This window comes from Geodermatophilus sp. SYSU D00700 (assembly GCF_054050255.1).
The window spans coordinates 26,193-49,224 of sequence record NZ_JBJGZA010000026.1; the positions used below are offsets into that span (position 1 = coordinate 26,193).

At 76.8% G+C, this 23,032-nt stretch carries 15 protein-coding genes; 7 read left to right on the forward strand and 8 right to left on the reverse strand.

Annotation, left to right across the window (positions count from 1 at the left end; translation table 11 throughout):
* Nucleotides 1–65 precede the first annotated feature (65 nt).
* Genes ACI79V_RS17185 through deoC form a run of 4 tightly spaced genes read right to left on the reverse strand, consistent with a single transcriptional unit; the run spans nucleotide 66 to nucleotide 4,926 of the window.
* On the reverse strand, nucleotides 66–1,544 hold the full coding sequence (locus tag ACI79V_RS17185) for a hypothetical protein (protein WP_456891106.1): 1,479 nt from the start codon (nucleotides 1,542–1,544) through the stop codon (nucleotides 66–68).
* Nucleotides 1,545–1,598: 54 nt separating this feature from the next.
* Nucleotides 1,599–2,465: an aldehyde dehydrogenase family protein gene (locus ACI79V_RS17190; RefSeq protein ID WP_456891108.1), complete on the reverse strand. Its 867-nt coding sequence runs from the start codon at nucleotides 2,463–2,465 to the stop codon at nucleotides 1,599–1,601.
* Nucleotides 2,465–3,928, reverse strand: coding sequence for an aldehyde dehydrogenase family protein (locus tag ACI79V_RS17195; protein ID WP_456891110.1), 1,464 nt, complete (start codon nucleotides 3,926–3,928; stop codon nucleotides 2,465–2,467). The genes ACI79V_RS17190 and ACI79V_RS17195 overlap by 1 nt, the downstream gene beginning before the upstream one ends.
* A 2-nt stretch (nucleotides 3,929–3,930) precedes the next feature.
* Complete coding sequence (deoC, locus tag ACI79V_RS17200) at nucleotides 3,931–4,926, reverse strand: deoxyribose-phosphate aldolase (protein WP_456891112.1); 996 nt, start codon at nucleotides 4,924–4,926, stop codon at nucleotides 3,931–3,933.
* Between the two features lie 106 nt (nucleotides 4,927–5,032).
* On the opposite strand from deoC, the gene upp reads away from it, so the two are divergent.
* The 3 genes from upp to ACI79V_RS17215 all read left to right on the forward strand — a co-directional run bounded on the left by upp (nucleotide 5,033) and on the right by ACI79V_RS17215 (nucleotide 7,129).
* Nucleotides 5,033–5,656, forward strand: a complete 624-nt coding sequence (upp, locus tag ACI79V_RS17205; protein ID WP_456891114.1) for a uracil phosphoribosyltransferase — start codon at nucleotides 5,033–5,035, stop codon at nucleotides 5,654–5,656.
* Between the two features lie 2 nt (nucleotides 5,657–5,658).
* A complete protein-coding gene (locus tag ACI79V_RS17210; protein WP_456891115.1) occupies nucleotides 5,659–6,549 on the forward strand; it encodes a Gfo/Idh/MocA family protein in 891 nt (296 codons plus the stop codon).
* A gap of 112 nt (nucleotides 6,550–6,661) precedes the next feature.
* On the forward strand, nucleotides 6,662–7,129 hold the full coding sequence (locus ACI79V_RS17215; RefSeq protein ID WP_456891117.1) for a DUF805 domain-containing protein: 468 nt from the start codon (nucleotides 6,662–6,664) through the stop codon (nucleotides 7,127–7,129).
* A 109-nt stretch (nucleotides 7,130–7,238) separates the two neighbouring features.
* On the opposite strand, the gene ACI79V_RS17220 is transcribed toward ACI79V_RS17215, so the two are convergent.
* Genes ACI79V_RS17220 through ACI79V_RS17230 form a run of 3 tightly spaced genes read right to left on the reverse strand, consistent with a single transcriptional unit; the run spans nucleotide 7,239 to nucleotide 10,392 of the window.
* Nucleotides 7,239–7,931: a haloacid dehalogenase type II gene (locus ACI79V_RS17220; RefSeq protein ID WP_456891119.1), complete on the reverse strand. Its 693-nt coding sequence runs from the start codon at nucleotides 7,929–7,931 to the stop codon at nucleotides 7,239–7,241.
* A gap of 2 nt (nucleotides 7,932–7,933) precedes the next feature.
* Complete coding sequence (locus ACI79V_RS17225; protein WP_456891121.1) at nucleotides 7,934–9,583, reverse strand: phospho-sugar mutase; 1,650 nt, start codon at nucleotides 9,581–9,583, stop codon at nucleotides 7,934–7,936.
* Nucleotides 9,580–10,392 (reverse strand): purine-nucleoside phosphorylase, encoded by an 813-nt coding sequence (locus tag ACI79V_RS17230; RefSeq protein ID WP_456891123.1) that lies wholly within the window; start codon nucleotides 10,390–10,392, stop codon nucleotides 9,580–9,582. The genes ACI79V_RS17225 and ACI79V_RS17230 overlap by 4 nt, the downstream gene beginning before the upstream one ends.
* Nucleotides 10,393–10,567: 175 nt before the next feature.
* Here ACI79V_RS17230 and ACI79V_RS17235 point away from each other — a divergent pair, with 175 nt between their 5' ends.
* A complete protein-coding gene (locus ACI79V_RS17235; protein WP_456891125.1) occupies nucleotides 10,568–11,851 on the forward strand; it encodes a hypothetical protein in 1,284 nt (427 codons plus the stop codon).
* Nucleotides 11,852–11,924: 73 nt separating this feature from the next.
* The gene (locus tag ACI79V_RS17240) at nucleotides 11,925–13,403 is read left to right on the forward strand and encodes a hypothetical protein (RefSeq protein WP_456891127.1); all 1,479 of its coding nucleotides are present in this window, start codon (nucleotides 11,925–11,927) and stop codon (nucleotides 13,401–13,403) included.
* A 97-nt stretch (nucleotides 13,404–13,500) separates the two neighbouring features.
* Here ACI79V_RS17240 and ACI79V_RS17245 read toward each other — a convergent pair whose 3' ends face one another.
* Complete coding sequence (locus tag ACI79V_RS17245; protein ID WP_456891129.1) at nucleotides 13,501–13,782, reverse strand: hypothetical protein; 282 nt, start codon at nucleotides 13,780–13,782, stop codon at nucleotides 13,501–13,503.
* Between the two features lie 171 nt (nucleotides 13,783–13,953).
* On the opposite strand from ACI79V_RS17245, the gene ACI79V_RS17250 reads away from it, so the two are divergent.
* A complete protein-coding gene (locus ACI79V_RS17250; RefSeq protein WP_456891130.1) occupies nucleotides 13,954–18,402 on the forward strand; it encodes an nSTAND1 domain-containing NTPase in 4,449 nt (1,482 codons plus the stop codon).
* Between the two features lie 168 nt (nucleotides 18,403–18,570).
* Nucleotides 18,571–22,986 carry an nSTAND1 domain-containing NTPase gene (locus ACI79V_RS17255; RefSeq protein WP_456891132.1) on the forward strand — a complete coding sequence of 1,472 codons (4,416 nt, stop codon included), beginning with the start codon at nucleotides 18,571–18,573 and terminating at the stop codon, nucleotides 22,984–22,986.
* Nucleotides 22,987–23,032: the final 46 nt, after the last annotated feature.

Sequence of the window (23,032 nt, forward strand, 5' to 3'; positions counted from 1 at the left end):
TCGTGCTCTCCACACAGGTGTGTGCAGAGCACGACCGTGCCAGGAACAGGGAGCCGGTCGGGCCCTCAGTGCCGGAAGACCAGGGCGCTGCCGACCTGCGTGACGACCTCGTCCCACGCGGGGCGCAGCGCGGCGGCGTCCTCCGCGCGCAGCGGGGTGGCGGACGCCTGCTCGCCGATGGCGACCGCCCGGCCCAGCGGAGCGGAGGGCGCGAGCAGCTCGTCGACGCGGGAGAGCCCGGCGTACTCGGCGACGTCGCGGGCGCCCTCGACCGGCTGGGCCAGGATGCCGTGGTCGACCAGGCCCGCGGCCCCGCCGGCGACCTCGGTGAGGACCTCCGTGAGCTCGGTGAGGTCGTAGCGGTCCTGCTCGGCCGGCAGCGGCAGCGTGTCGGTGTCGGCGACCTCGGGCCACGAGGCGATCTCGGTGAGGTCGTGCTGCTCGTCCCCGGCGAGGAACCGGGCGAGGTCGGCGGGGGTGTTGAACAGCCAGATCTCGCCGTCGCGGCCGAGGAAGCGGGCGACGTCCTCCACGTAGCAGCGCAGCGTCACCCCGGCGCCCTCGGGGACGACCAGCTCCACCGGCAGGATCCCGACGGCCTCCCAGAACTCCGCCGCGGCCGCCACCGCCGCCGGCGTCGCGGTGATCCGGCTCCCGCCACGGATGGTGCTCACGCCCGCGGTCGCGGCCTCCGCCGGTGCGGCAGCGGTCGACCCGGCGGCCGGCCGCTCGCCGGAGCCGTCCGAGCCCCGCGCCACGGTCCGCTGCGAGCCGACGGCGGTGGCCCCGGCCGCCCGGGCGGTCCCGCCGGACTCCTCGTCGGTGGTGTCGACGGCGTCGTCGGCCGGCTCGTCGGCGTCGAGGTCGTCGTCCTCGGCCGCCGAGGGGTAGGCGTCGATCGTGGTGGTGCCGGCGCCGGTCCAGTCCAGGTGGCCCGACAGCTCCTCGAGGACGTCCTCCCACAGCTCGTCGAACGCCCCGCCGACGCCGACCCACGCGTCCTCGCCGGAGCGGCCGACGAACGCGTCCACGCCCAGGCCCAGCGAGCCGATCTCGGGCCGGGCGACGAGCTCGGCCAGCGCCGGGAACTCGGTCTCCTCGTCGAGCTCCTCGACCTCGTCGGCGGTGTCGTCCGCGTCGTCGGTGTCGCCGCCGCCGTCCAGGCACTCGGCGAGCCGGCTGACGATGTCGATCGTGGCGGCCAGCTCCTCGACCGCCCACCGGTCGGGGTTCTCGGCGGCGATGTCGTAGACGCCGTCGAGGTCGTAGCGGTGGTCGTCGTCGGGCGTCAGGTCGGCCGCGCCCAGCCCGGTCACGACCGGCCAGACGGGGTGGTCGGCGAGGTCGTGGTCGGTGGCGGTCCGGCAGAACGCCGCCAGCGCGGCCGGGGTGGGGAACAGGTGCACCGAGGCGGTGTCCCCGACGGAGGTGCCGAGGAAGGCCTGCCACTCCTCACCGTCCTCCTCCCACGGCGGCGCCCACAGCGTGTAACCGGTTCGGTCGTCGACGGTGAGCGCGATCGGGACGATGCTGGGCCTGGCCACGGAACACATCCTGCCCGTCCCGCTCCGGAGCGCGACCCCGGGGCGGGGTTCCGGTCACACGCCCTTCGGGTGCCAGACCGTCTTGGTCTCCAGGAACGGCGTCATCCGCGAGGTGCCCGGGTCGGCGGTCCAGTCCGGCTCCTCGGCCGGCGGCCGCAGCACCCGCTTGATGCTGCCCGCGGCCAGCCGCTCGAGCTCGAGGGACCGGTCGGCCGGGGCGCCGGTCAGGTCGACGGCGTCGACGTCGTCGTGCTCGGCCAGCCACGGGCCGACCTCGGCGGCGTCACCGGTGAGCAGGTTGACCACGCCGCCGGGGACGTCGCTGGTGGCCAGCACCTCGCCCAGCGTCACCGCCGGCAGCGGCCGCCGGCGGGAGGTCACCACGACGGCGGTGTTGCCGCCGGCGAGGACGGGCGCGAGCACGCTGACCAGGCCCAGCAGCGAGGACCGCTGCGGCGCCAGCACCGCGACGACGCCGGTGGGCTCGGGCAGCGAGAAGTCGAAGAACGGCCCGGCGACCGGGTTGGCGCTGCCCAGCACGGCGGCCAGCTTGTCGGTCCACCCGGCGTACCAGACCCAGCGGTCGATCGCGGCGTCGACGACGGCCCGCGCCCGCCCGGAGGACAGCCCCTCGCCGGCGGCGACCTCCTCGCAGAACTGCGCGTGCCGGCCCTCCATCACCTCGGCCACCCGGTAGAGCACCTGGCCGCGGTTGTAGGCGGTGGCCCGGGACCACTTCCCGAACGCCGCGCGGGCGGCGACGACGGCGTCGCGGGCGTCCTTGCGGGAGGCCTGCGCGGCGTTGGCCAGGAACGCCCCCCGGGCGTCGGTGACCTCGTACGTGCGGCCGGACTCCGACCTGGGGAAGGCCCCGCCGACGTAGAGCTTGTAGGTCTTGCGGACGGCCAGCCGGTCCGACATCAGTGGGAGGCCCCCTTCAGGTAGGCGGCAAGCCCGTGCCGGCCGCCCTCGCGGCCGTAGCCGGACTGCTTGTAGCCGCCGAAGGGCGACGTCGGGTCGAACTGGTTGAACGTGTTGGCCCACACCACACCGGCGCGCAGCCGGTCGGCGATGGCCAGGATCCGCGAGCCCTTCTCGGTCCAGATGCCGGCCGAGAGCCCGTAGGTGGTGTTGTTGGCCTTGGCCACCGCCTCGTCGGGGGTGCGGAAGGTGAGCACCGACAGCACCGGGCCGAACACCTCGTCGCGGGCGATGCGGTGGGCGGGGGAGACGTCGGTGAACACCGTCGGCGGGAACCAGAAGCCGCGGTCGGGCAGGTCGCAGGCGGGCTGCCAGCGCTGCGCGCCCTCGGCCTCGCCGATCTCGGACAGCTCCCGGATGCGGGCCAGTTGCTCGGCGGAGTTGATCGCGCCGATGTCGGTGTTCTTGTCCAGCGGGTCGCCCACCCGCAGCGTGCCGATCCGGCGCTGCAGCGAGGCGACCACCTCGTCGTGGACCGACTCCTGCACCAGCAGCCGGGAGCCGGCGCAGCAGACGTGCCCCTGGTTGAAGAAGATGCCGCGCACGATGCCCTCGACGGCCTGGTCGATCGGGGCGTCGTCGAAGACGATGTTGGCCGCCTTGCCGCCCAGCTCCAGCGTCAGCGCCTTGCGGGTCCCGGCGACGGCGCGGGCGATCGAGCGGCCCACCTCGGTGGACCCGGTGAACGCGACCTTGTCGACGTCGGGGTGCTCGACGACCGCGCGGCCGGTGTCGCCGGCGCCGGTGACGATGTTGACCACGCCCGGCGGCAGGTCGGCCTGGCGGCACACCTCGGCGAACAGCAGCGCCGTCAGCGGGGTGGTCTCGGCCGGCTTGAGGACGACGGTGTTGCCGGTGGCCAGCGCCGGCGCGACCTTCCACGCCAGCATCAGCAGCGGGAAGTTCCACGGGATGACCTGGCCGGCCACGCCGTGCGGGCGCGGGTCCGGGCCCAGCCCCGCGTAGGAGAGCTTGTCGGCCCAGCCGGCGTGGTAGAAGAAGTGCGCCGCGGCCAGGGGGACGTCGACGTCGCGGGACTCCCGGATCGGCTTGCCGTTGTCCAGCGACTCCAGGACGGCGAACTCGCGGGCCCGCTCCTGCAGGATCCGGGCGATGCGGAACAGGTACTTGCCCCGGTCGGCCGGGCGCATCGGGCCCCAGACCCGGGTGAACGCGCGGCGGGCGGCCCGCACCGCGCGGTCGACGTCGGCCTCGGTGCCCACCGCGATCTGGCTGAGCACCTCCTCGGTGGCCGGGTTGACCGTCTTCATCGGCTCCCCGGAGCCGTCGACGAACTCGCCGTCGACGAACAGGCCGTAGGACGGCGCGACGTCGACGATCGACCGCGACTCGGGAGCGGGGGCGTACTCGAACACGGGACGGGGTGGGGCGGGTGAGATCATGATCAGTCCACCGATACGTGGTCGGGGCCGGAGTAGTGGCCGGTGCGCAGCTTCTGCCGCTGCTGGAGCAGGTCGTTGAGGAGGCTGGAGGCGCCGAGGCGGAACCAGTCGGGGGACAGCCAGTCCGCGCCGACGGTCTCGTTGACCAGCACCAGGTGCCGGATCGCGTCCTTGGTGGTGCGGATGCCGCCGGCGGGCTTGACGCCGACCTGGCGGCCGGTGGCGGCGCGGAAGTCGCGGACCGCCTCGAGCATGACCAGGCAGACCGGCAGGGTCGCCGCGGGGGAGATCTTGCCGGTGGAGGTCTTGATGAAGTCGGCGCCGGCGAGCATCGCCAGCCATGAGGCGCGGCGGGCGTTGTCGTAGGTGACCAGCTCACCGGTCTCCAGGATCACCTTGAGGTGCGCGTCCCCGCAGGCCTCCTTCACCGCGACGATCTCGTCGAACACCTCCAGGTAGCGGCCCGAGAGGAACGCGCCCCGGTCGATGACCATGTCGATCTCGTCGGCGCCGTTGCCCACGGCGTCGCGGACGTCGGTGAGCTTGACCTCCCGGCTGGCCCGGCCGCTGGGGAAGGCGGTGGCGACGGCGGCCACGTGGATGCCGGTGCCCGCCAGGGCCTCCCGCGCGACGCCGGCGAGGTCGCCGTAGACGCAGACCGCGGCGACCGGCGGGCAGGAGAGGTCGGTGGGGTCGGGGCGGCGGGCCTTGGCGGCCAGGCTGCGCACCCTGCCCGGGGTGTCGGCGCCCTCGAGCGTGGTCAGGTCGACCATCGCGATCGCGGTGTCGATCGCCCACGCCTTGGCGGTGGTCTTGATCGAGCGGGTGCCGAGGGTGGCGGCGCGCTGCTCGGCGCCGACCTGGTCGACACCGGGCAGGCCGTGCAGGAAGGCGCGGAGGGCGGCGTCCGAGCGGGTCACGTCGTCGAACGGCTCCCCGGGCCCCGGGCCGGGCCGGGTCCCGGCCGCCAGTGTCCCGGGGTCGAGCACGTGGGTCATGCCGCCATTCTCCCTGTCCGGCCCGCCGTCCCGGGCACGCGGTCGCCCCGAGGGGGTGGGCCGCTTCCCGGCCGGGGCGGCGGAGCCGACCGATACGGTGGCGGCCGTGCAGATCACCGTCGTCGACCACCCGCTCGCCCGTGCCCGGCTCTCGCGGATGCGCGACGAGCGGACCGACAACGCCGCCTTCCGGGCGGCGCTGCGCGAGCTGACCCAGATGCTGGTCTACGAGGCCACCCGCGACCTCGAGCTGGCCGAGGAGCCGATCACCACCCCGGTCACCACGACGACGGGCTACCGGCTGGCCGCCCCGCCGCTGATCGTGCCGGTGCTGCGGGCGGGTCTGGGCATGGCCGACACCGCGCACGGGATGCTGCCGGAGTCGCAGATGGGCTTCGTCGGGCTGGCGCGCAACGAGGTGACCTTCCAGCCCGAGGCCTACATGGCCTCGCTGCCGGAGTCGCTGGTCGACCGGCACGTGTTCGTCCTCGACCCGATGCTGGCCACCGGCGGGTCGCTGGTGCACTGCTGCACGCTGCTCACCGACCGCGGCGCGACGGAGATCACGGTGCTGTGCGCGCTGGCCGCCCCGCCGGGCCTGCGCCGGCTGGAGGAGAGCGGACTGCCGCTGCGGGTGTTCACCGCCAGCATCGACGAGGGGCTCAACGAGCAGGCCTACATCGTCCCCGGCCTCGGGGACGCCGGCGACCGCCAGTTCGGCGCCGTCTGACCGTGCGCTTCGCGGTCCTGGGCACCGGTCACTGGGCCCGCACCGTCCACGCCGCGGCGATCGCGGCGCACCCCGACGCCGAGCTGGCCGGGATCTGGGGTCGCGATGCGGAGAAGGCCGCCGCCGTCGGCGCGGAGTTCGACGTCCCGGGCACCGACGACCTCGCCGCGCTGCTCGACCGGGTCGACGCGGTCGCCGTCGCCGTGCCGCCCGACGTGCAGGTGTCCCTCGCCGAGCAGGCCGCGGCGGCCGGGCGGCACCTGCTGCTGGAGAAGCCGATCGGCCTGTCGACCGCCGAGGCCGACCGGGTGGTGACGGCGGTGCGGTCGGCCGGCGTCGCCTCGGTCGTGTTCTTCACCTTCCGCTTCCAGGCCGCGACGACGACGTGGCTGGCGCAGGCCGCCCGCACCCGACTGGCCGGCGGCGCCGCCTCGTGGCTGTCCGCGCTGGCCGGCAGCCCCTTCGACTCGCCCTGGCGCCGCGAGCACGGCGCGCTGTGGGACATCGGTCCGCACGCGCTGTCGCTGCTGGTGCCGGCTCTCGGCCCGGTCGTCTCGGTGCAGGCCGGCGCGGGCGCGGGGGACACCGTGCACCTGGTGCTGCAGCACGCAACGCCCGGCGTGGCCTCGACCGTGACGCTGTCGCACACCGTGGCGCCGCTGGCCACCGGGATCGAGTTCTCGCTGCACGGTGACGCCGGCCGGCTGGTGCTGCTGCCCGACACCGAGAGCCCGGTCGAGTCCCTGTCGGCGGCGGTCGACGAGCTGACCGCGGCGGCGCTGACCGGCGGCACCCACCCGTGCGACGTCGGCTTCGGGCGCGACGTGGTCCGCGTGCTCGAGACCGCCTCCCGTGCCCTGGCCTCCGGCTGCCGGGAGTCCGTGCCGGCCTGACGTCGCAGGTCGGCCTCCAGTCGGCCACAAGGGCAGGTCAAGCGCCGGCCGCGACAGTCCCTCCCGACGACACGGAGCCCCGCAGACCGGGGCCGCACAGGGAGAGACGGACATGAGCGAGTACGCCCACCTCGGCCACACCCGAGCGCCGGAGCGCAGCACCTGGTACGTCCGCCGCGGGCGGATCGACCGCCGCACCTACTGGCTGCACTACGCGCTGCCACTGTGGGCGGCCAGCGTCGCGGCGATCGCGGCCGACGTCGCCCTCGGGACGGCCTGGTACAGCGGGTCCTACGCCTACGACGGCTATTACTCCTACAGCGCCGAAGCGAGCTTCTCGGGCGGGCCGATCACGCTGTTGGTCTCTCTGGTGCTGTTCGTCCCCTCGATCAGCGCGGCGGTGACCCGGCTGCACGACACCGGCCGGTCGGGCTGGTTCCTGCTGTGGGGCCTGGTGCCGATCGCCGGCCCGATCGTGCTGTTCGTCGTCGTGGGCTGCCTGCCCGGCCGGCCCGGGCCCAACCAGTACGACGGCGTCGCCCGGCCTGCGGCGCGGGAGCCCCAGCTCGCCACCTGGTGAACCCTCTCGACCCGGCGGCAGTGCGCCGCCGGGTCGAGAGCGCAGTCGTGGTCGCCGACGCGCGCGGACACGCCGCCGTGGGCGACCACGACCGCACGGTCGGCGGCGGTCAGCAGCCGAGGGCGTCGGCCAGCTCCTCGAACGAGGCGACCGACAGGTCGGCGCCGGGGTCGGTCGCGGCGGGCACGGGGTCGCCGCCGAACTCCCCGGGTCGGTGCACGTACGCCGTCCGCAGCCCCCGGGCGCGCGCGGCGGCCAGGTCGTCGGCGTGCGCGGCCACCATGCACACCCGCGACGGCGGCAGCGCCAGCAGCCGCGGCGCGGAGTCGTACACCTCCGGGTCGGGCTTGTAGCGGCCGACGACCTCGGCGCCGAGCACCAGGTCCCAGGGCAGTCCGCCCCGCCGCGCCAGGTCGACGAGCAGCCGCACGCCGCCGTTGGACAGCGGCGCGAGCACGAACCGCCGCCGCAGCCGGGTCAGCCCCGGCACCGCGTCAGGCCACGGGTCGAGCCGGTGCCAGGCCAGCACCAGCTCGTCGGCGACGTCGTCGGGCACGCCGTCGACCCCGACCGCCGCCAGCGCCGCGGGCAGCGACTCGCGGTGCAGCTCGTCGAGCGGGGCGAAGGGCCGCTCCCCGCCGCGCACCCGCTGCAGCGACGGCTGGTAGCGCGCCCGCCAGGCGTCGGCGAGGGCAGGCGCGTCGACCGACGGCCCGAGCAGCCGCGCCGCCTCGCGGGCCACGCCGGCGCGCCAGTCGACGACCGTGCCGAACACGTCGAAGACCAGCGCGCCGACGTCCACCGCTACAGCCCCAGCGCGTGCGCCATCTCGCCGCGCAGCTGGTCGAGCTCGTCCTCGCCCCGGCCGCGCGCGGCGATCACCCCGGCGTCCTCGTGCACCGGGACGACGGTCTCCAGGTAGGCCTTGAGCTTCGGCTCGGTGCCGCTGGGCCGCACGACCACCCGGACACCGTCGCCGAGCAGCCGGACGGCGTCGACCGGCGGGTCCTCGTCCAGCAGGTCGGCCGCGGTGACCTCGCGGCCGAGCAGCCGGCGCGGCGGGTCGGCGCGCAGCCGGGTCATCGCACCGGAGATCAGCGAGAGGTCCTCGACCCGCACCGAGAGCTGGCCGGTGGCGAACAGCCCGTGCTCGACCGCCAGCTCGTCGAGCCGGTCGACCAGCGTGCGCCCGCTCGCCTTGAGCTCCGCGGTCAGCAGCGCGACCGCGAGCGCGGCGGAGATGCCGTCCTTGTCGCGGGCGACGTCGGGGGTGACCGCGTAGCCCAGCGCCTCCTCGTAGCCGAACACCAGCGGGTCGCGGTCGGTGCCGGCGCGGATGATCCACTTGAACCCGGTCGGCGTCTCGGCGAACCGGACCCCGTGCTCCTGCGCCAGCGCGTGCAGCAGCGAGCCGCTGACCAGCGAGGCCGCGTAGGTGCCGCGCACGCCGCGGCGCAGCAGCCAGTCGGCCAGCAGCGCGCCGACCTCGTCGCCGGTGAGCTGCCGGCCCTCGCAGACCACCGAGCAGCGGTCGGCGTCGGGGTCCTCGGCGATGGCGACGTCGGCGCCGGTGCGGGCGGCCAGCGCGAGCAGCAGGTCGACCGCGCCGGGCTCCTCCGGGTTGGGGAAGGTGACCGTCGGGAACGCCGGGTCGGGGCCGTCCTGCTCGGGCACGCTCTCCGGTGGGGCGAACCCGGCCGCGGTGAACACCGCCCGGGTCGTCGCCGCGCCCACGCCGTGCATGGCGGTGTAGGCCACGGTGACCGCCGCGCGGTCGGCGGCCGGCACCCGGTCGGGCTCGAGCGCCGCGACGACGGCGGCCACGTAGCCGGTCTCGACGTCGTCACCGAGGGTCACCCACTCGTCGGACAGCGGCACCTCGCACGCCGGGCCGACGGCGGCGATCGCGGCCTCGATCTCCCGGTCGGCCGGCGGCACCAGCTGGGCGCCGTCGGCGAGGTAGACCTTGTACCCGTTGTCCTGCGGCGGGTTGTGGCTGGCGGTCACCATCACGCCGGCCACGCAGCCCAGCGACCGCACCGCGGAGGACAGCACCGGCGTGGGCAGCGGCCGCGGCAGCACCCGGACCTCGAACCCGGCGGCGGCCAGCACCGCGGCGGTGATCCGGGCGAACTCGTCGGAGCGGTGCCGGGCGTCGAAGCCGACCACCACGGCGCCCCGGCCGGAGCCGGCGTCGGTCAGCCACGCGCCGAGCCCGGCGGCCGCCCGGGTGACGACGGCGGCGTTCATCCCGGCCGGCCCGGCCCGCAGCGGGCCGCGCAGTCCGGCGGTGCCGAAGGTCAGCGGCCCGGCGAAGCGGCGCTCGAGCTCGGCGGTGTCCCCGGCCGCGACCAGGGCCTCGATCTCGGCGCGGTCGCCGGGGTGGGGGTCGGCGGCGGCCCAGGCACGGGCGTCGTCGAGCAGGCGGTCGAGCACGCCGTCGGACACGGTCACGGCAGCCGGCCGGTGAACTCGACGAGCGTCTTCCCCAGCCGTCCCGCCGCCGCCCTGCCCGCGGCGAGCACCTCCTGGTGGTCGAGTTTCTCGCCGGTGACGCCGGCGGCCGCGTTGGTGACCATCGACAGGCCCAGCACCTCCATGCCGGCGGCGCGGGCGGCGATCGCCTCGAGCGCGGTGGACATGCCGACGAGGTCGGCACCCAGCGTGCGCAGCATCCGGATCTCCGCTGGCGTCTCGTAGTGCGGGCCGGGCAGCGCGGCGTAGACGCCCTCGGTCAGCTCCCGGTCGAGCTCGCGGGCCAGGGACCGCAGCCGGGCGGAGTAGAGGTCGGTGAGGTCGACGAAGGTCGCGCCGACCAGCGGGGAGCGGGCGGTGAGGTTGAGGTGGTCGCTGATGAGCACGGCCTGCCCGACCCGGTGCTGCGGGTCGAGGCCGCCCGCGGCGTTGGTGAGGACGACGGTGCGCACCCCGGCGGCAGCGGCGGTGCGCACACCGTGCACGACCGGGTCGACGCCGCGGCCCTCGTAGAGGTGGGTGCGGCCGAGGAAGAGCAGCGCCTTCCGGTCCCCGGCGCGCACCGAGCGCACCTCGCCGCCGTGGCCGACCGCCGTCGGGGCGGCGAAGCCGGGCAGGTCGCCGATGCGGACCGAGCGGAGCGGCTCGCCGAAGGCGTCGGCCGCGGGCGCCCACCCCGAGCCCATGACGACGGCGACGTCGTGGTCGCCGCCGACGGCGTCGGTGAGGGCGGTCGCGGCGGTCGCGGCCAGGGCCGCGGGATCGGGTGCGGGGAGGCTGTCACTCACCCGGCGACGCTAACCCAGCCCGCAGGGGACGTCGCACGCTCCGGCCGGGGAGCGCGGCCACCGGGAGCCGAGCCGGTCACCGGCGGCACGACCGGCGTTCGCCCGGCGGTCACCCGCCCGTCACCGCCGGCCGCGAGGGTCGGCGCGACCCGACCCCGGACCCCGAGGACCCTCCGTGACGCGCTCGTCCCTCCGCCTCCTCCGCCGCGCCGTCCCCGCGGCGGTGCTCGCCCTCGCCGTCGGCACCACCGCCGCCGCCGCGCCCGGCCGCGCCGTGCCGTCGTTCGCCGAGCTGGCCACGTTCGACGTCGCCGGCGAGGTCGCCGAGATCCTCGCCGTCACCCCTGACGGCCGCACCGTGCTCTACACCGACTCGGCGGCCGGCGAGGTCGGCGTGGTCGACCTGAGCCGGCCCGAGCAGCCGCGGCAGGCCGGTGCCGTCGACGTCGGCGGGGAGCCGACGTCGGTCACCGCCACCCGGGACGGCCGGTACGCCCTCGCCGTCGTCGACCGCACCGACGACCTCACCGGACCGTCGGGCCGGCTGGTGGTCGTCGACCTCCGGTCCCTCGCGGTCGTCGAGGAGGTGGACCTCGGCGGGCAGCCGGACTCGATCGCGCTGAGCCCCGACGGCCGGTTCGCCGCGATCGCGATCGAGAACCAGCGCGACGAGGAGCTGGTCGTGGACGGCGTCGAGGGTGGGCTGCCCCAGGCGCCGGGCGGGTTCCTCGCCGTCGTCGAGCTGCAGGGACCGCCCGCCGACTGGACGGTCGACCGGGTCGAGCTGGCCGGCCTGCCCGGCCTCGCGTTCCCCGGGGACCCCGAGCCCGAGTACGTCGACGTCGATCGGCGGAACGTCGCCGCGGTGACCCTTCAGGAGAACAACGCCGTCGCGCTGGTCGACCTGCGCAGCCGCACGGTGGCCGGCTCGTTCACCGCCGGCCGCGTCACCCGGACTGACGCCGACGTCGAGGACGACGGCGCGGTCGCCTTCGACGACGAGCTCTCCGCGCCCCGCGAGCCCGACGCCGTCCAGTGGACCCCGGACGGGAACCTGCTCACCGCCGACGAGGGCGACCTCGCCGCCGAGCCCAGCGGCGGCCGGGGCTGGACGGTCTTCTCGACCGCCGGCGAGGTGCTGTTCTCCTCCGGCGGCTCGGCCGAGCAGGCGCTGGCCGACGCCGGTCTGTACCCCGACGGCCGCAGTGACGACAAGGGCGCGGAGTTCGAGGGCGCCGAGGTGGCCCGCGTGCGCGGCGTCACCCACGCGTTCGTCGGCTCCGAGCGCGGCGACGCCGTCCTGGTGTACGACCTCCGCGACGAGCGGCGGCCGGTGCTGCTGCAGGTGCTGCCCACCGGGGACGCCCCGGAGGGGCTGCTCGCCGTCCCGGGCCGGGGGCTGTTCCTGGCCAGCAACGAGGACGACGGCACGATCTCGGTGTTCGGCCTGACCCGCTGACCCACCCGTCCCAGCCGTCCCCGGCCGCGTGTCGGCCGGGGACGGCGCGGCGCCGGGCCCCGACCATGGGCCGGTGCAGCGAACGGTCATCGACGGCGTCCCGGTGTTCACCGCGGGCGGGCGGGAGCGCACCACCGCGGCGCTGGTCTTCGGCGTCGGCCTGCGCGACGAGACGTTCGCGACGATCGAGGTCACCCACCTCGTCGAGCACCTGGCGATGGCCGCGCTGCCGCGCACGCACCTGCGCTGCAACGCCGTCACCGACGTCGACAGCACCGCGTTCTTCGCCACCGGGCGGCCCGAGGCGGTGCGTGCCTTCCTCGAGGGGGTCTGCCGGGCGCTGGCCGACCTGCCCACCGAGCGGATGGCCGCCGAGGCCGGGGTGCTGCAGGCCGAGGGCTGCGGCTCGGCGTCCTCCACGGTCAGCGCGCTGTGGGCGGCCCGCTACGGCCTCACCGGCCCGGGGCTGACGGTGTCGGCCGGGCCCGGCCCGGAGCACCTGACCGAGGAGACCGTGCGCGCGCACGCGGCCCGCTGGTTCGTCCGCGGCAACGCCGCGCTGTGGTGCCACGGTCCGCTTCCCGGCGGACTGCGGCTGCCGCTGCCGGCCGGGCCGCGCCCGGTGCGCCGGCTGCCGGTGCCGCGCCCGCAGGACGGGCCGGTGTGGACCCGCACCGACGTCCCAGGCGTCGGCCTGCTGCTGGCCACCGACCGGCCGGCCGGCGCCGCGCTCGCCGTCGGGGTGCAGGTGGCCGGCGAGCGGCTGCGCGACCGGGCCCGGCACGACCGCGGGCTGTCCTACGCCGTCGACTCCCTCGCCCTCGACCTCGCCGCCGACCGGCGGGAGGTGGCGCTGGTCGTCGACGCCCGCTCCGGCCGCGACGCCGAGGTCGCCGACCTGGTGTGGCGCACCTTCGGCGAGCTGTGCGCCGCCGGCCCGACGCCGCAGGAGGTGGCGCACGCGGTCGCGGGCCTGGAGGCCGAGCTCGACGAGGAGGACGCCGTCGGCGCCGAGCTCGCCGACGCCGCCTACTGCGCGGCGACCGGGCTGCCCTTCCGCCCGCCGGCGGAGGCGCTGGCGGCCTGGCGTGCGGTGACCCCCGCCGACGTCACCGCCGCGCTGCGCCGCGCTGAGCCGACCGCCGTCCTCGCCGTGCCCGACACCGTCCCCTGGGACGGACCGGCCGGCGTGGTCCGCCGGCCGCTGTGCGGCACCCTCCCGGCGCTGCCCGAGGGCACCGTGTTCCGCCCGCCGCTGCACCGGCGCCTGTTCGACCCCGCCGCCCGGGTGGCGCTGGTCGTCTCCGGCGAGGGTCTGGCCCACCGCGACGCCGACGGCGACGTGCACGGCCTGCCGTGGTCCCGGGTCGAGGCGCTGGTGCCGACCGACGACGGCCGGGGCGTGACCGTGGTCAGCCGCGACCTGTGCTGCGTGCGGGTGCACCCGGACCTCTACGGCCGCCGCGCGCTGGCCGCCGTGCTGGAGCGGGCACCGGCCGCCGCACTGCTCGGCCGGCCCGCCACCGAGGCGCCCGAGCTCGCCACCGTCTGACCGGCCGCCCCACCGCCCGCCGCCCGAGGACGGTGGGGCGGGGCTCCGGACGAGCCCCGGCCCCGCCGTCCGGGGACGGCGGGGCCGGGGCCGGGCGTCAGCACTCGGACAGCGGCACCAGGACGGCGACGAGCGGGACGGCCCCGAACGGCCGGTCAGCGGGGAGGGCGGTCGGCTCCCCGGTCAGCTCGGACCGGGACACGAGGCGCTCGCACCGAGTGGTGTCGGGGTTCCCCTCGAAGGGGACGGCACCGGCGGGACCGGCGGCGGTGAGCACCCCGCCGGTGACGAGCGGGGTGAGGACGGCGAGGGCGGCGAGGCGGCGTCGGGGGACGGCGCGGGCCAGGGCGCGGCTGCGGATCGGGCGGCGGGTGAACATGTCCGGTTCCTCCGGGGACCACGGTGCCGGGCTGGTCCCGGCGACGCGGCGAGCGCAGCGCCGCCCGCCTGCGGACCGGGTGCGGAACGGCTGCGGTCCGGCTGCAGCGACCCGTGCGATCCGCGCGGGCGCGGCTGTCCACGTGCGTCCGGCGGCGCTAGCTTCTGCGCCATGCGCATCGCGGTCCTCGGACCGCTGGAGGTCCGCAGCGACACCGGCGGCCCGGTGACGGTGCCGGGCGCCAAGGAACGGTTGCTCCTGGCGCTGCTCGCGGCGGAGGCACCGGGTGCTGTCAGCGTCGACCGGCTCGTCGAGCACCTCTGGGACGGCGACCGCCCGCCGAGCGCCCGCAAGTCGTTGCAGGTCCACCTCGTGCGGCTGCGCCGCGCCCTGGAACCGCAGCGGCCGCGCGGGTCGCCCGGGCGCTACGTGGTGCGCCGAGGCGCCGGCTACTCCCTGGCCGTGACCGCCGACGAACTCGACGCGCTGGGCGTCGGCGAGCTGGTGTCCCGGGGCCGGGCGCGGCTGGTCACCGGCGACGCCGCGGGGGCGGAGGAGGTGCTGACCGCCGCCCTCGGTCTGTGGCGGGGCGAGCCCTTCGAGGACTGGCCGGACGCGGGGTTCGCCGCGGCCGAACGGCGGCGGCTGGCCGAACTGCGGGCCGGTGCCCGCACCGCACTGCTCGAGGTGCGGCTGGCGCTGGGGGGGCAGGCCGAGGTCGTCGGCGACCTGGAGGCCCTCGTCACGGAGGACCCGCTGCGCGAGGACTGGTGGCGTCTCCTCGTGCTCGCGCTCTACCGCTCGGGACGGCAGGGCGATGCGCTGGCCGCGCTGCAGCGCGCCCGGCGGGTACTGGCGGAGGAGCTCGGCGCCGACCCGGGGCCGCAGCTGCGCGCTCTCGAGGCGGCCGTCCTCGCCCAGGACCCGGCTCTCGACGCCTCTGACGCCCTCGCACCGGTGGACGGACGCTCGCCCGTGCGGCCGCCGCGACCGGCGGCGGCGACGTGCCCCTTCAAGGGGCTGGCCCCCTACCAGGCCGTCGACGCGGACCTCTTCCACGGCCGCGACCGGACGGTGACCACACTGGTGGCGCGGCTGGTCGACACGCCTCTGGTGGTCGTGTCGGGCTCGAGCGGCGTCGGGAAGTCGTCGCTCGTCCGGGCCGGCCTGCTGCCCGGCCTGGCCAGGGGGGCCCTGCCGGGGAGCGCGGCCTGGACCCCCGTCGTGCTCACCCCCGGGAGCTCCCCGGTGGACGCCCTGGCCGCACTGCCCGGCGACGCCCGCCCGGATGCGCCGGTGGTACTGGTCTGCGACCAGCTGGAGGAGCTCTGGGCGCCCGGCGTCCACCCGGGGGAGCGGGCCGCCTTCCTCGACACCGTGCTGGGGCTGATCGACGACGGGGTCGTCGTCCGGTGCGTGGCCGCGGTCCGCGGTGACCACGTCGGGCGGCTCGCCGAGCACGCCGCCTTCGCCGACCGCATCGGCGCCGCGCTGGTCCTCGTCCCCCCGCTCACCGAGGCGGAACTGCGCGACGTCGTCCGCGAGCCCGCCGCCGCGGTCGGCCTGACCGTCGAGGAGGAGCTCGTCGACGCGGTCGTCGTCGACGTCCTCGGCCGGCCGGGCGCCCTGCCGCTGCTGTCGACCGCCCTGGTCGGCACCTGGGAGCGCCGCCGGGGGGATCGGCTCACCCTCGCCGGCTACCTGGAGGCGGGCGGGGTCACGGCGTCCCTGATCCGGTCGGCCGAGGAGGCATGGGCGGCGCTCGACGAGGAGGAGCAGCAGGTCGCCCGGCGGCTGCTGGTCCGGCTGGCCGACACCGACGAGGGCGGAGCGCTCGTCCGCCGACCGGTTCCGCTGGCGGAACTCGACCTGGACGGCGACACCGGTGCCGCTCGCCGCAGGGTGATCGACGCCTTCGTGGCGCGGCGGCTGCTGTCGCTCGACGGCGAGCGCCTCGACGTCGTGCACGAGGCGCTGCTGACCGGGTGGCCCCGCCTGGCCCGGTGGCTGGACGACGACGCCGCGGGTCGCGCCGTCCGCGGGCACCTGACGCCCGCCGCCCAGGAGTGGCAGCGCCGCGGCCGCCCCGATGACGAGCTGTACCGCGGCGCCCGGTTGGGTGCGGCCCTCGACTGGGCCGGGGCGGGGGACGAGCTGACCGCTGGGGAACGTGAGTTCCTGGAGGCGTCGAAGGCGCGGGCGGATGCGGAGCTGCGGGCCGCGCAGCAGCGTGCCGTGACCGAAGCCCGTGGCCGACGGCGGCTGCGGTGGCTGGCCGTTGGGCTGGCGGGCGTGCTCGTCGTCGCGCTCGTGACGGCCGTGCTGGCCGTGCGCTCCGAGCAGGCGGCCGACCGCGCGACGGCGGTGGCCGAGGAGACCTCCGTCGTCGCCGACGCGAACCGCCTCGCAGCGCTGTCCGGCACCGCGGAGTCGCTGGACCTGACCTACCTGCTGGCGGTCCAGGGGTTCCGGCTGCGGGACACGCCGGAGACGCGGGGCACCCTGCTGGGCACGCTCGTCGAGCGCCGACGGGTGGTCCGCGCGGAGAACCTCAACGGCGGCGGGCCGCTCGGCTCCCTGGCCGACGGCGGCCAGACCATCTTCATCGGTCACGAGATCATCGGCGGTCAGATCTACAGCTGGTCGGTCGACTCGCCGGACCCGCCGCGCCTCATCGCGGACGTGGAGGAGGGCTGGGAGGGCTGGCGCGCCACCGCCGCATCGCCGACTGACCCGCTGCTGCTGACCGCCGGTACCGGCGAGTCGGGGCCGTGGGTGCGCGCGGTCGACGCCGACGGAGGCGTCCGCGAGATACTCAGCGGCTCGGAGGTGGGCGGGGAGCCGATCGGCGCGGTGGTGCTGCCCGACGGCCTCCGTGCTCGGCTGCTCGTCGCCGGGGCCGGCGACGGGCCGCGGACGACGTGGCGGCTGGTCGAGGTCGACCTCGTCGACGGGGGCCGGCGGGAGACGGGCGTACAGGGAGTCGCGCCCGGCGCGCTGCCCGACGTGGCGGCGCTCATGGCGGCCGACGGCAGCACCGCCGTGCTGGTCGACCCGCCGAGCCGGACGGCCGTCTTCGTCGAGCTGGACACCGGTCGGCAGGCCCGACTCGAGGCCCCGACGGACGATCCGGCGATCTACTTCGAGGTCCGCGCACTCCCCACGGGGGCGGCCCTCCTCGGCAGCGACGGCGGCGTGCGGCTGTACGACGGGAACGGCCGGATCCGGCAGCAGTTCGACGCGGCGCCCGGCCAGATGAACGACCTGGACGTGGCCCCGGATGGCACGTGGGGCGTCACGACCGGCGCGGAGGGGTCGGTGGTGCTGTGGGACATCGATGCCGCGACGGGGCGGTGGTCGGAGAAGGAGGCACTGACCGGTGCCGGCGGCATCGTGGGGACGGCGATGATCGATCCGTCGGGCGACCGGATGTACACCCTCTCGAGCGACGGCATGCTGACGGTCTGGGACGTGTCGCCCACCGGTGGCTTCGGCGTACCCCGCCCGGGGCTGGACGACCGGTGGATCACCGATGAGCCGGCCGTCGTGCAGCCGGGAGAACTCGTCGTCCTCCCGACCCGCCCGTTCGGGAGCGCCGTCCGGGGTGACTGGCCGTACTCCGGCCCCGGCACCGCCGAGGTCGTCGCGACGTTCATCGACCCACGGACCGGGGAGGTCGTCGACGAGGTCCCGGTCGGGAACACACTGGAGGACGCGTGGTCCGGAGCGTCCGTCGCGGTCAGCCCCGACCGCAGCCTGATCGCGGTCAGTTCCGGCCTGGCCGTCACCGTCCTCGACGCACGATCCCGCGACTCCGTCACGACGTTCGAGGTGCCCCCAGCCGGCTATCCCGGTCCCGACGGCCGGCCGCTCCCGGTGGGAGTGGTGGGCGCCGTGGCGTGGGCGGCTGACGGCTCGCGGCTCTTCGTCGGGGTACAGAGCGGTGACCCGGTCGTGTCGGCCGCGGGTGGAGCCGTGCTCGCCGTCGACACCCGGAGCTGGGAGATCTCCGACGAGGCGGCGACGGACGTCGTACCAGAGGCGCTCGAGGTCAGCCCGGACGGCCGCAGCCTGGCCGTGGGCGGCGGGTGGGGCACCGTGCTGGAGATCCGGGACACGGCAACGCTGCAGGTGCAGTCCGCCGTCGGCGTCGAGAACCCGATCCGGGCCCGGGACTTCGCCTGGTCGCCGGACGGCGGGTCGCTCCTCGTCGCCAGTGAGGGCGGGGATCTCAACGTGGTGGACACCACCACGTGGGAGGCCCAGGCCACGACACTCGACGCGTTCGGACCGCCGATGCAGGTGGAGCTGCTGCCCGACGGTCGCACCGCCGTGATCGCCGCCTGGACGTTCACGGTGTTCGACCTCGAACGTGGGGTCGTCCGGAACGAACTGCCGGCGGGGGCCGGGAACCTGCAGGCGTCGACCTTCATGGTGCCCGATCCGATCGACGAGCTGGTCGTCCTCAGCGACAACGAGTGGGCCATGCGCTACCCGATGACTCCGTCGGCCTGGGTGCGCGCCGCGTGCGCGATCGTGGACCGTGACCTCACCCGCGCCGAGTGGGAGCGGTACCTGCCGGGGCGTCCCTACACACCCACCTGCACCGACGGCGGCTGAAGCCGGCCGTGCCGCTGCGCCGGACCGCGGAGGCCGTACCCGCCGGCTGGACCGGCTGTCCTCACGTACCGGCGCCGACCGGGTACAGCGGGACGGCGGCGCGCGCGGGGCCCACCGGCGGTGCCGCGGACCCGCCGCCGGGCGGGGGCGGTTCCTACCGTTTCCCGGGTGCGGATCGCGGTTCTCGGACCGTTGGAGGTCCGGGGGGAGGACGGTGCCCCGGTGCCGGTGCCCGGCGCCAAGGAGCGGCTGCTGCTCGCCGTCCTCGCCGCCGGTGCGCCCGGGGTGGTGTCCACCGACCGCATCGCCGAGGAGCTCTGGGACGGCGACCCGCCCGCCTCCGCCCGCAAGTCGCTGCAGGCCCACCTCGTGCGGCTGCGCAGCGCCCTCGAGCCGGACCGCCCCCGGGGCTCCACCGGCCGGCACGTCGTCCGCCGCGGGCCCGGGTACGCGCTGGCCGTCGAGCGGGCCGACCTCGACGCGCTGGCACTGGCCGATCTCGCCGCCCGCGGCCGCGCCGCCCTCGCCGCGGGGGACCCGGCCGCGGCGGCGGAGCTGCTGTGCGCGGCCCGGGACCTGTGGCGGGGCGACCCGTACGCCGACTGGCCGGACGCGGCCTTCGCGCAGGCCGAGCGGCGCCGCCTCACCGAGCTCCGCGACGGGGTGCTGACCGCCCTCGCCGAGGCCCGGCTGGCGCTGGGGGAGGCCGCCGCGCTCGTCCCCGAGCTGGAGCGGATGGTCGCCGAGCAGCCGCTGCACGAGGAGTGGTGGCGGCTGCTGGTCCTCGCCCTGTACCGCGCGGGCCGGCAGGCCGACGCCCTGGGCGCCGCCCGCCGGGCGCGGGCGGTGCTCGCCGAGGAGCTCGGGGCGGACCCCGGGCCGGCGCTGCGCGCGGTGGAGGCCGCCGTCCTCGCCCAGGACCCGGCCCTCGACCCGGTCCCTGCACCGGCCCCCGTCCCACCGCCGGCACCGGCGTCGGGCGCCTGCCCGTACATGGGGCTGCGGGCCTACCGGGCCGAGGACGCGTCGTTGTTCGCCGGACGGGAGCGCCTGGTCGCCACGCTGGTCGCCCGGCTGGTCGACGCGCCGCTGCTCGCCGTGTCCGGGCCCAGCGGCGCGGGGAAGTCCTCGGTGGTCCGGGCCGGCCTGGTCCCCGCCCTGGCCGCCGGCGCGCTGCCCCACAGCGCCGGCTGGCAGCCGCTGGTGCTGCTGCCCGGCCGCCGTCCGGTGGACGCGCTCGCCGACCTGACCGCGGAGGACCCGCCGCCGCGTCCGGTGCTGCTCGTCTGCGACCAGTTCGAGGAGCTGTGGGCCCCGGGGGTGGACCCGGCCGAGCGGACGGCGTTCCTCGACACCGTGCTGGCCCTGCTCGACGACGGCGCCGTGGCCCGCTGCGTGGTCGTCGTCCGCGGTGACGCCGTCGGCCGGCTGGCCGAGCACCCCGGGTTCGTCGACCGCCTCGGCGCGGCCCTCGTCCTCGTGCCGCCCATGAGCGACCCCGAGCTGCGGGCGGTGGTCCGGGACCCGGCGGCGGCGGTGGGACTGCGGGCGGAGGACGACCTGGTGGACGCCGTGGTGGCCGACGGGCTGGGCCGGCCCGGGGCGTTGCCGCTGCTGTCGGCGGCGCTGGTCGCCACCTGGGAGCGGCGCCGCGGCGACCTGCTGACCCTGGCCGGCTACGTGTCCGCCGGCGGGGTCGCGGGAGCGCTGGCCCGCTCCGCGGAGGTCGCGTACGCCGCGCTCGACGAGCCGGGCCGCGAGCTCGCCCGCCGGCTGTTCGTCCGACTGGCCGACGTCGACGACGCCGGCGCGCTGGTCCGCCGGCCGCTGCCGACCGCGGACCTGGGGACCGACGGGGCGCGGCGCGCCGTCGTGGAGGAGTTCCTCGCCCGGCGGCTGCTGTCGGTCGACGCCGACCGCCTCGAGGTCACCCACGAGGCGCTGCTGACCGCCTGGCCGCGGCTGGCCCGCTGGCTGGAGGAGGACGCCGCCGGGCGGGCGGTGCGCCGGCACCTGACCCCGGCCGCCCGCGACTGGGACCGCGCCGGGCGCCCGGACGACGAGCTGTACCGCGGCGCCCGGCTGACCGCCGCGCTGGACTGGGCGGCCGGCGCCGGCGACGAGCCCACCCCGGTCGAGCGGGCCTTCATCGACGCCTCCCGCGCCGCGGCCGACGCGGAACTCGAGGCGGCGCACCGCCGCGCCGACCGCGAGGCGGCGGCCCGGCGGCGGACCCGCTCGCTGGCCGTGGGGCTCGCGGCGGTGCTGGTCGCCGTCCTCCTCGTCGCGGTGGTCGCGGTACGCGCCCAGAGGGACGCCCAGCGGGCGTCCCTGGTCGCCGACGCCAACCGGCTGGCCGCCCTGTCGACGACGGCCGGGCGGCTGGACGTCTCCCTCCTCCTGGCCGCCCAGGCCGAGCGGCTCGCCGACACCCCGGAGACCCAGGACGCCCTCCTGACCGCCGTGCTGGCGCACCAGCGGGCGGTCCGCGCCGTCCCGGTCCCCGGGCGCGTCCGTGGCGGGGTCCTCGCCGGCGGCGGGCGGTCGCTGTTCCTGGGGGTCGGTAGCGAGCTGGTGACCTGGGAGGTGGGGCCGACGTCGCTACCTCGGGCCGTCGAGGGGCTGGAGGAGTGGGGCGGCTGGCGGGCGGCCGCCGCCTCACCGGTCGACGACGTCATCGTGGGCTTCGGGGCCACGGAGGTGGGCCCGTGGGTCCGCCGCGCCGACGTGGCCGGCGCCGACCGGCTGCTGCTGAGCGGGGACGAGGTCGGTGGCACCCCCGTGGCGGGGTCCTTCACGGCGGACGGGCGGCAGGTGCAGCTGCTCGTCGTGGCGGACGCCGGCGGCGGGGAGGCTCCTGCGGCCGAGTGGGCGGTGACCGTGCTCGACCCCGGGACCGGTACCCGCCTGGAGTCCCGGCCAGGGGGTTCCCTGCCGATCCCACCGGACCAGGTGCTCGGCCACGTCGCCGGCGACCACCCCGCGGCCGCGGTGCTGTGGGCGATGGACGAGCCGCTGGCGAGCCTCGTCGGCCTCGCCGACGCGAGTGGGGTACCCGTGCAGTGGCAGTCGCGCGACGCGCGGACCACGGCCTTCCGCGCGCTGGCCTCCGGTGCCGCACAGCTCTGGGACGACGGCGCGGTGACGCTCTACGACCGGACCGGCCGCCCCGTGCAGCTGCTCACCGGTCACCAGCAGACGGTGCGCGACGTCGCCGTCTCCCCGGACGGCCGCTGGGCCGCCACGGTCGGAGACGGCGCGGCCGTGGTGGTGTGGGACGTCGACCCGGCGACCGGGCGCTGGACCCGGCGCGAGTCGCTGCCGGGACATGACGCGGACGTCGTCGAGGCCTTCGTGGACGGCACGGGCAGCCGCCTGTTCACCGCGTCGGTGGACGACACGGTCGTCGAGTGGGACATGGCCGCCGACGGGGGCCTCGGCGGGACATACCCGCCGCTGCCCGACCGCTACGTCTCCAACCGGCCTCAACTGGTCGAGCCCGAGGGGCTCCTGGTGGCGCCGACCCGGGCGGTGGGCGCCGACCCGGGGGTGGGTGAGGACCCGATCGACCGCCTCGCCCCGCGGCCGGACACGCGCAGCGTCGCCGCCGCCTTCCTCGACCCGGCCACCGGGGAGGTGGTCGACCAGGTCGTGGTGGGGGACACCCTGGAGGGGGCGTCCCACGGCTCCTCGGTCGCGGTCAGCCCGGACGGGCGCACGGTCGCGGTCACGTCAGGACTGGCGACGACGGTCCTGGACACGCGGACCCGGGATGAGCTCACCCGGATCGCGCTCGAGCCCACGGGCGACACGGACCTGCAGGGCGAGCCGCTGACGGCTGAGCCCGTCTGGTGCGCCGGCTGGACACCCGACGGCTCTCGCCTGCTGCTGTGCGCCGAGGGACGCCTCGGGTCGAACCTCGACGGTGGCCTCGTCGTCGTCGAGGTCGGCAGCTGGCAGCGCCTGGACCGGCTGGAGATCGGGGCGCCGCAGTCGATCGAGGCGAGCCCGGACGGCAGCCGGCTGGCCGTGGCGCATGCCGGGGCGGCCGAGCTGGTGGTGCTGGACGCCCGGACCCTCGAGATCGACCGGATCCTGCCGCTGGCCGAGGACGACAGGCTCTACGACCTGTCGTTCTCGCCGGACGGGCGCCGGCTCGCCGCTGGGGGCGAGCTGGGGCTCGTCCACGTGCTGGACACCGGCTCCTGGGAGTGGTCCGGCGACCCGGTGGACGTGCACGACGACGCGGTCCTGCAGGTCGAGTGGCTGCCGGACGACCGCACGGCCGTGACCGCGGGTGCCGACGGCCGCGTGTCCCTCTTCGACACGGCCCGCCAGCTGGTCCGGGCACGCCCTCTACCGGCCTCCACCGAGCCGGGGGAGGGGTTCGCCCACCTGGTCCCCGGTGCCGGTGACGAGCTCGTGGCGCTCGGCGGGGAGCGTCCGGGGCGGCGGTACCCGCTCGACCCGTCGGCGTGGCTCGACCGGGCCTGCGCCGTGGTCGGACGGGACCTCACCGCGGCGGAGTGGGACCGGTACCTGCCCGACCGGGAGTGGGCGCCCACCTGCACGGATCTCGGCTGAGGCGCCGGGCCGCCCCACCGTCCGCCGCCCGGGGACGGTGGGGCGG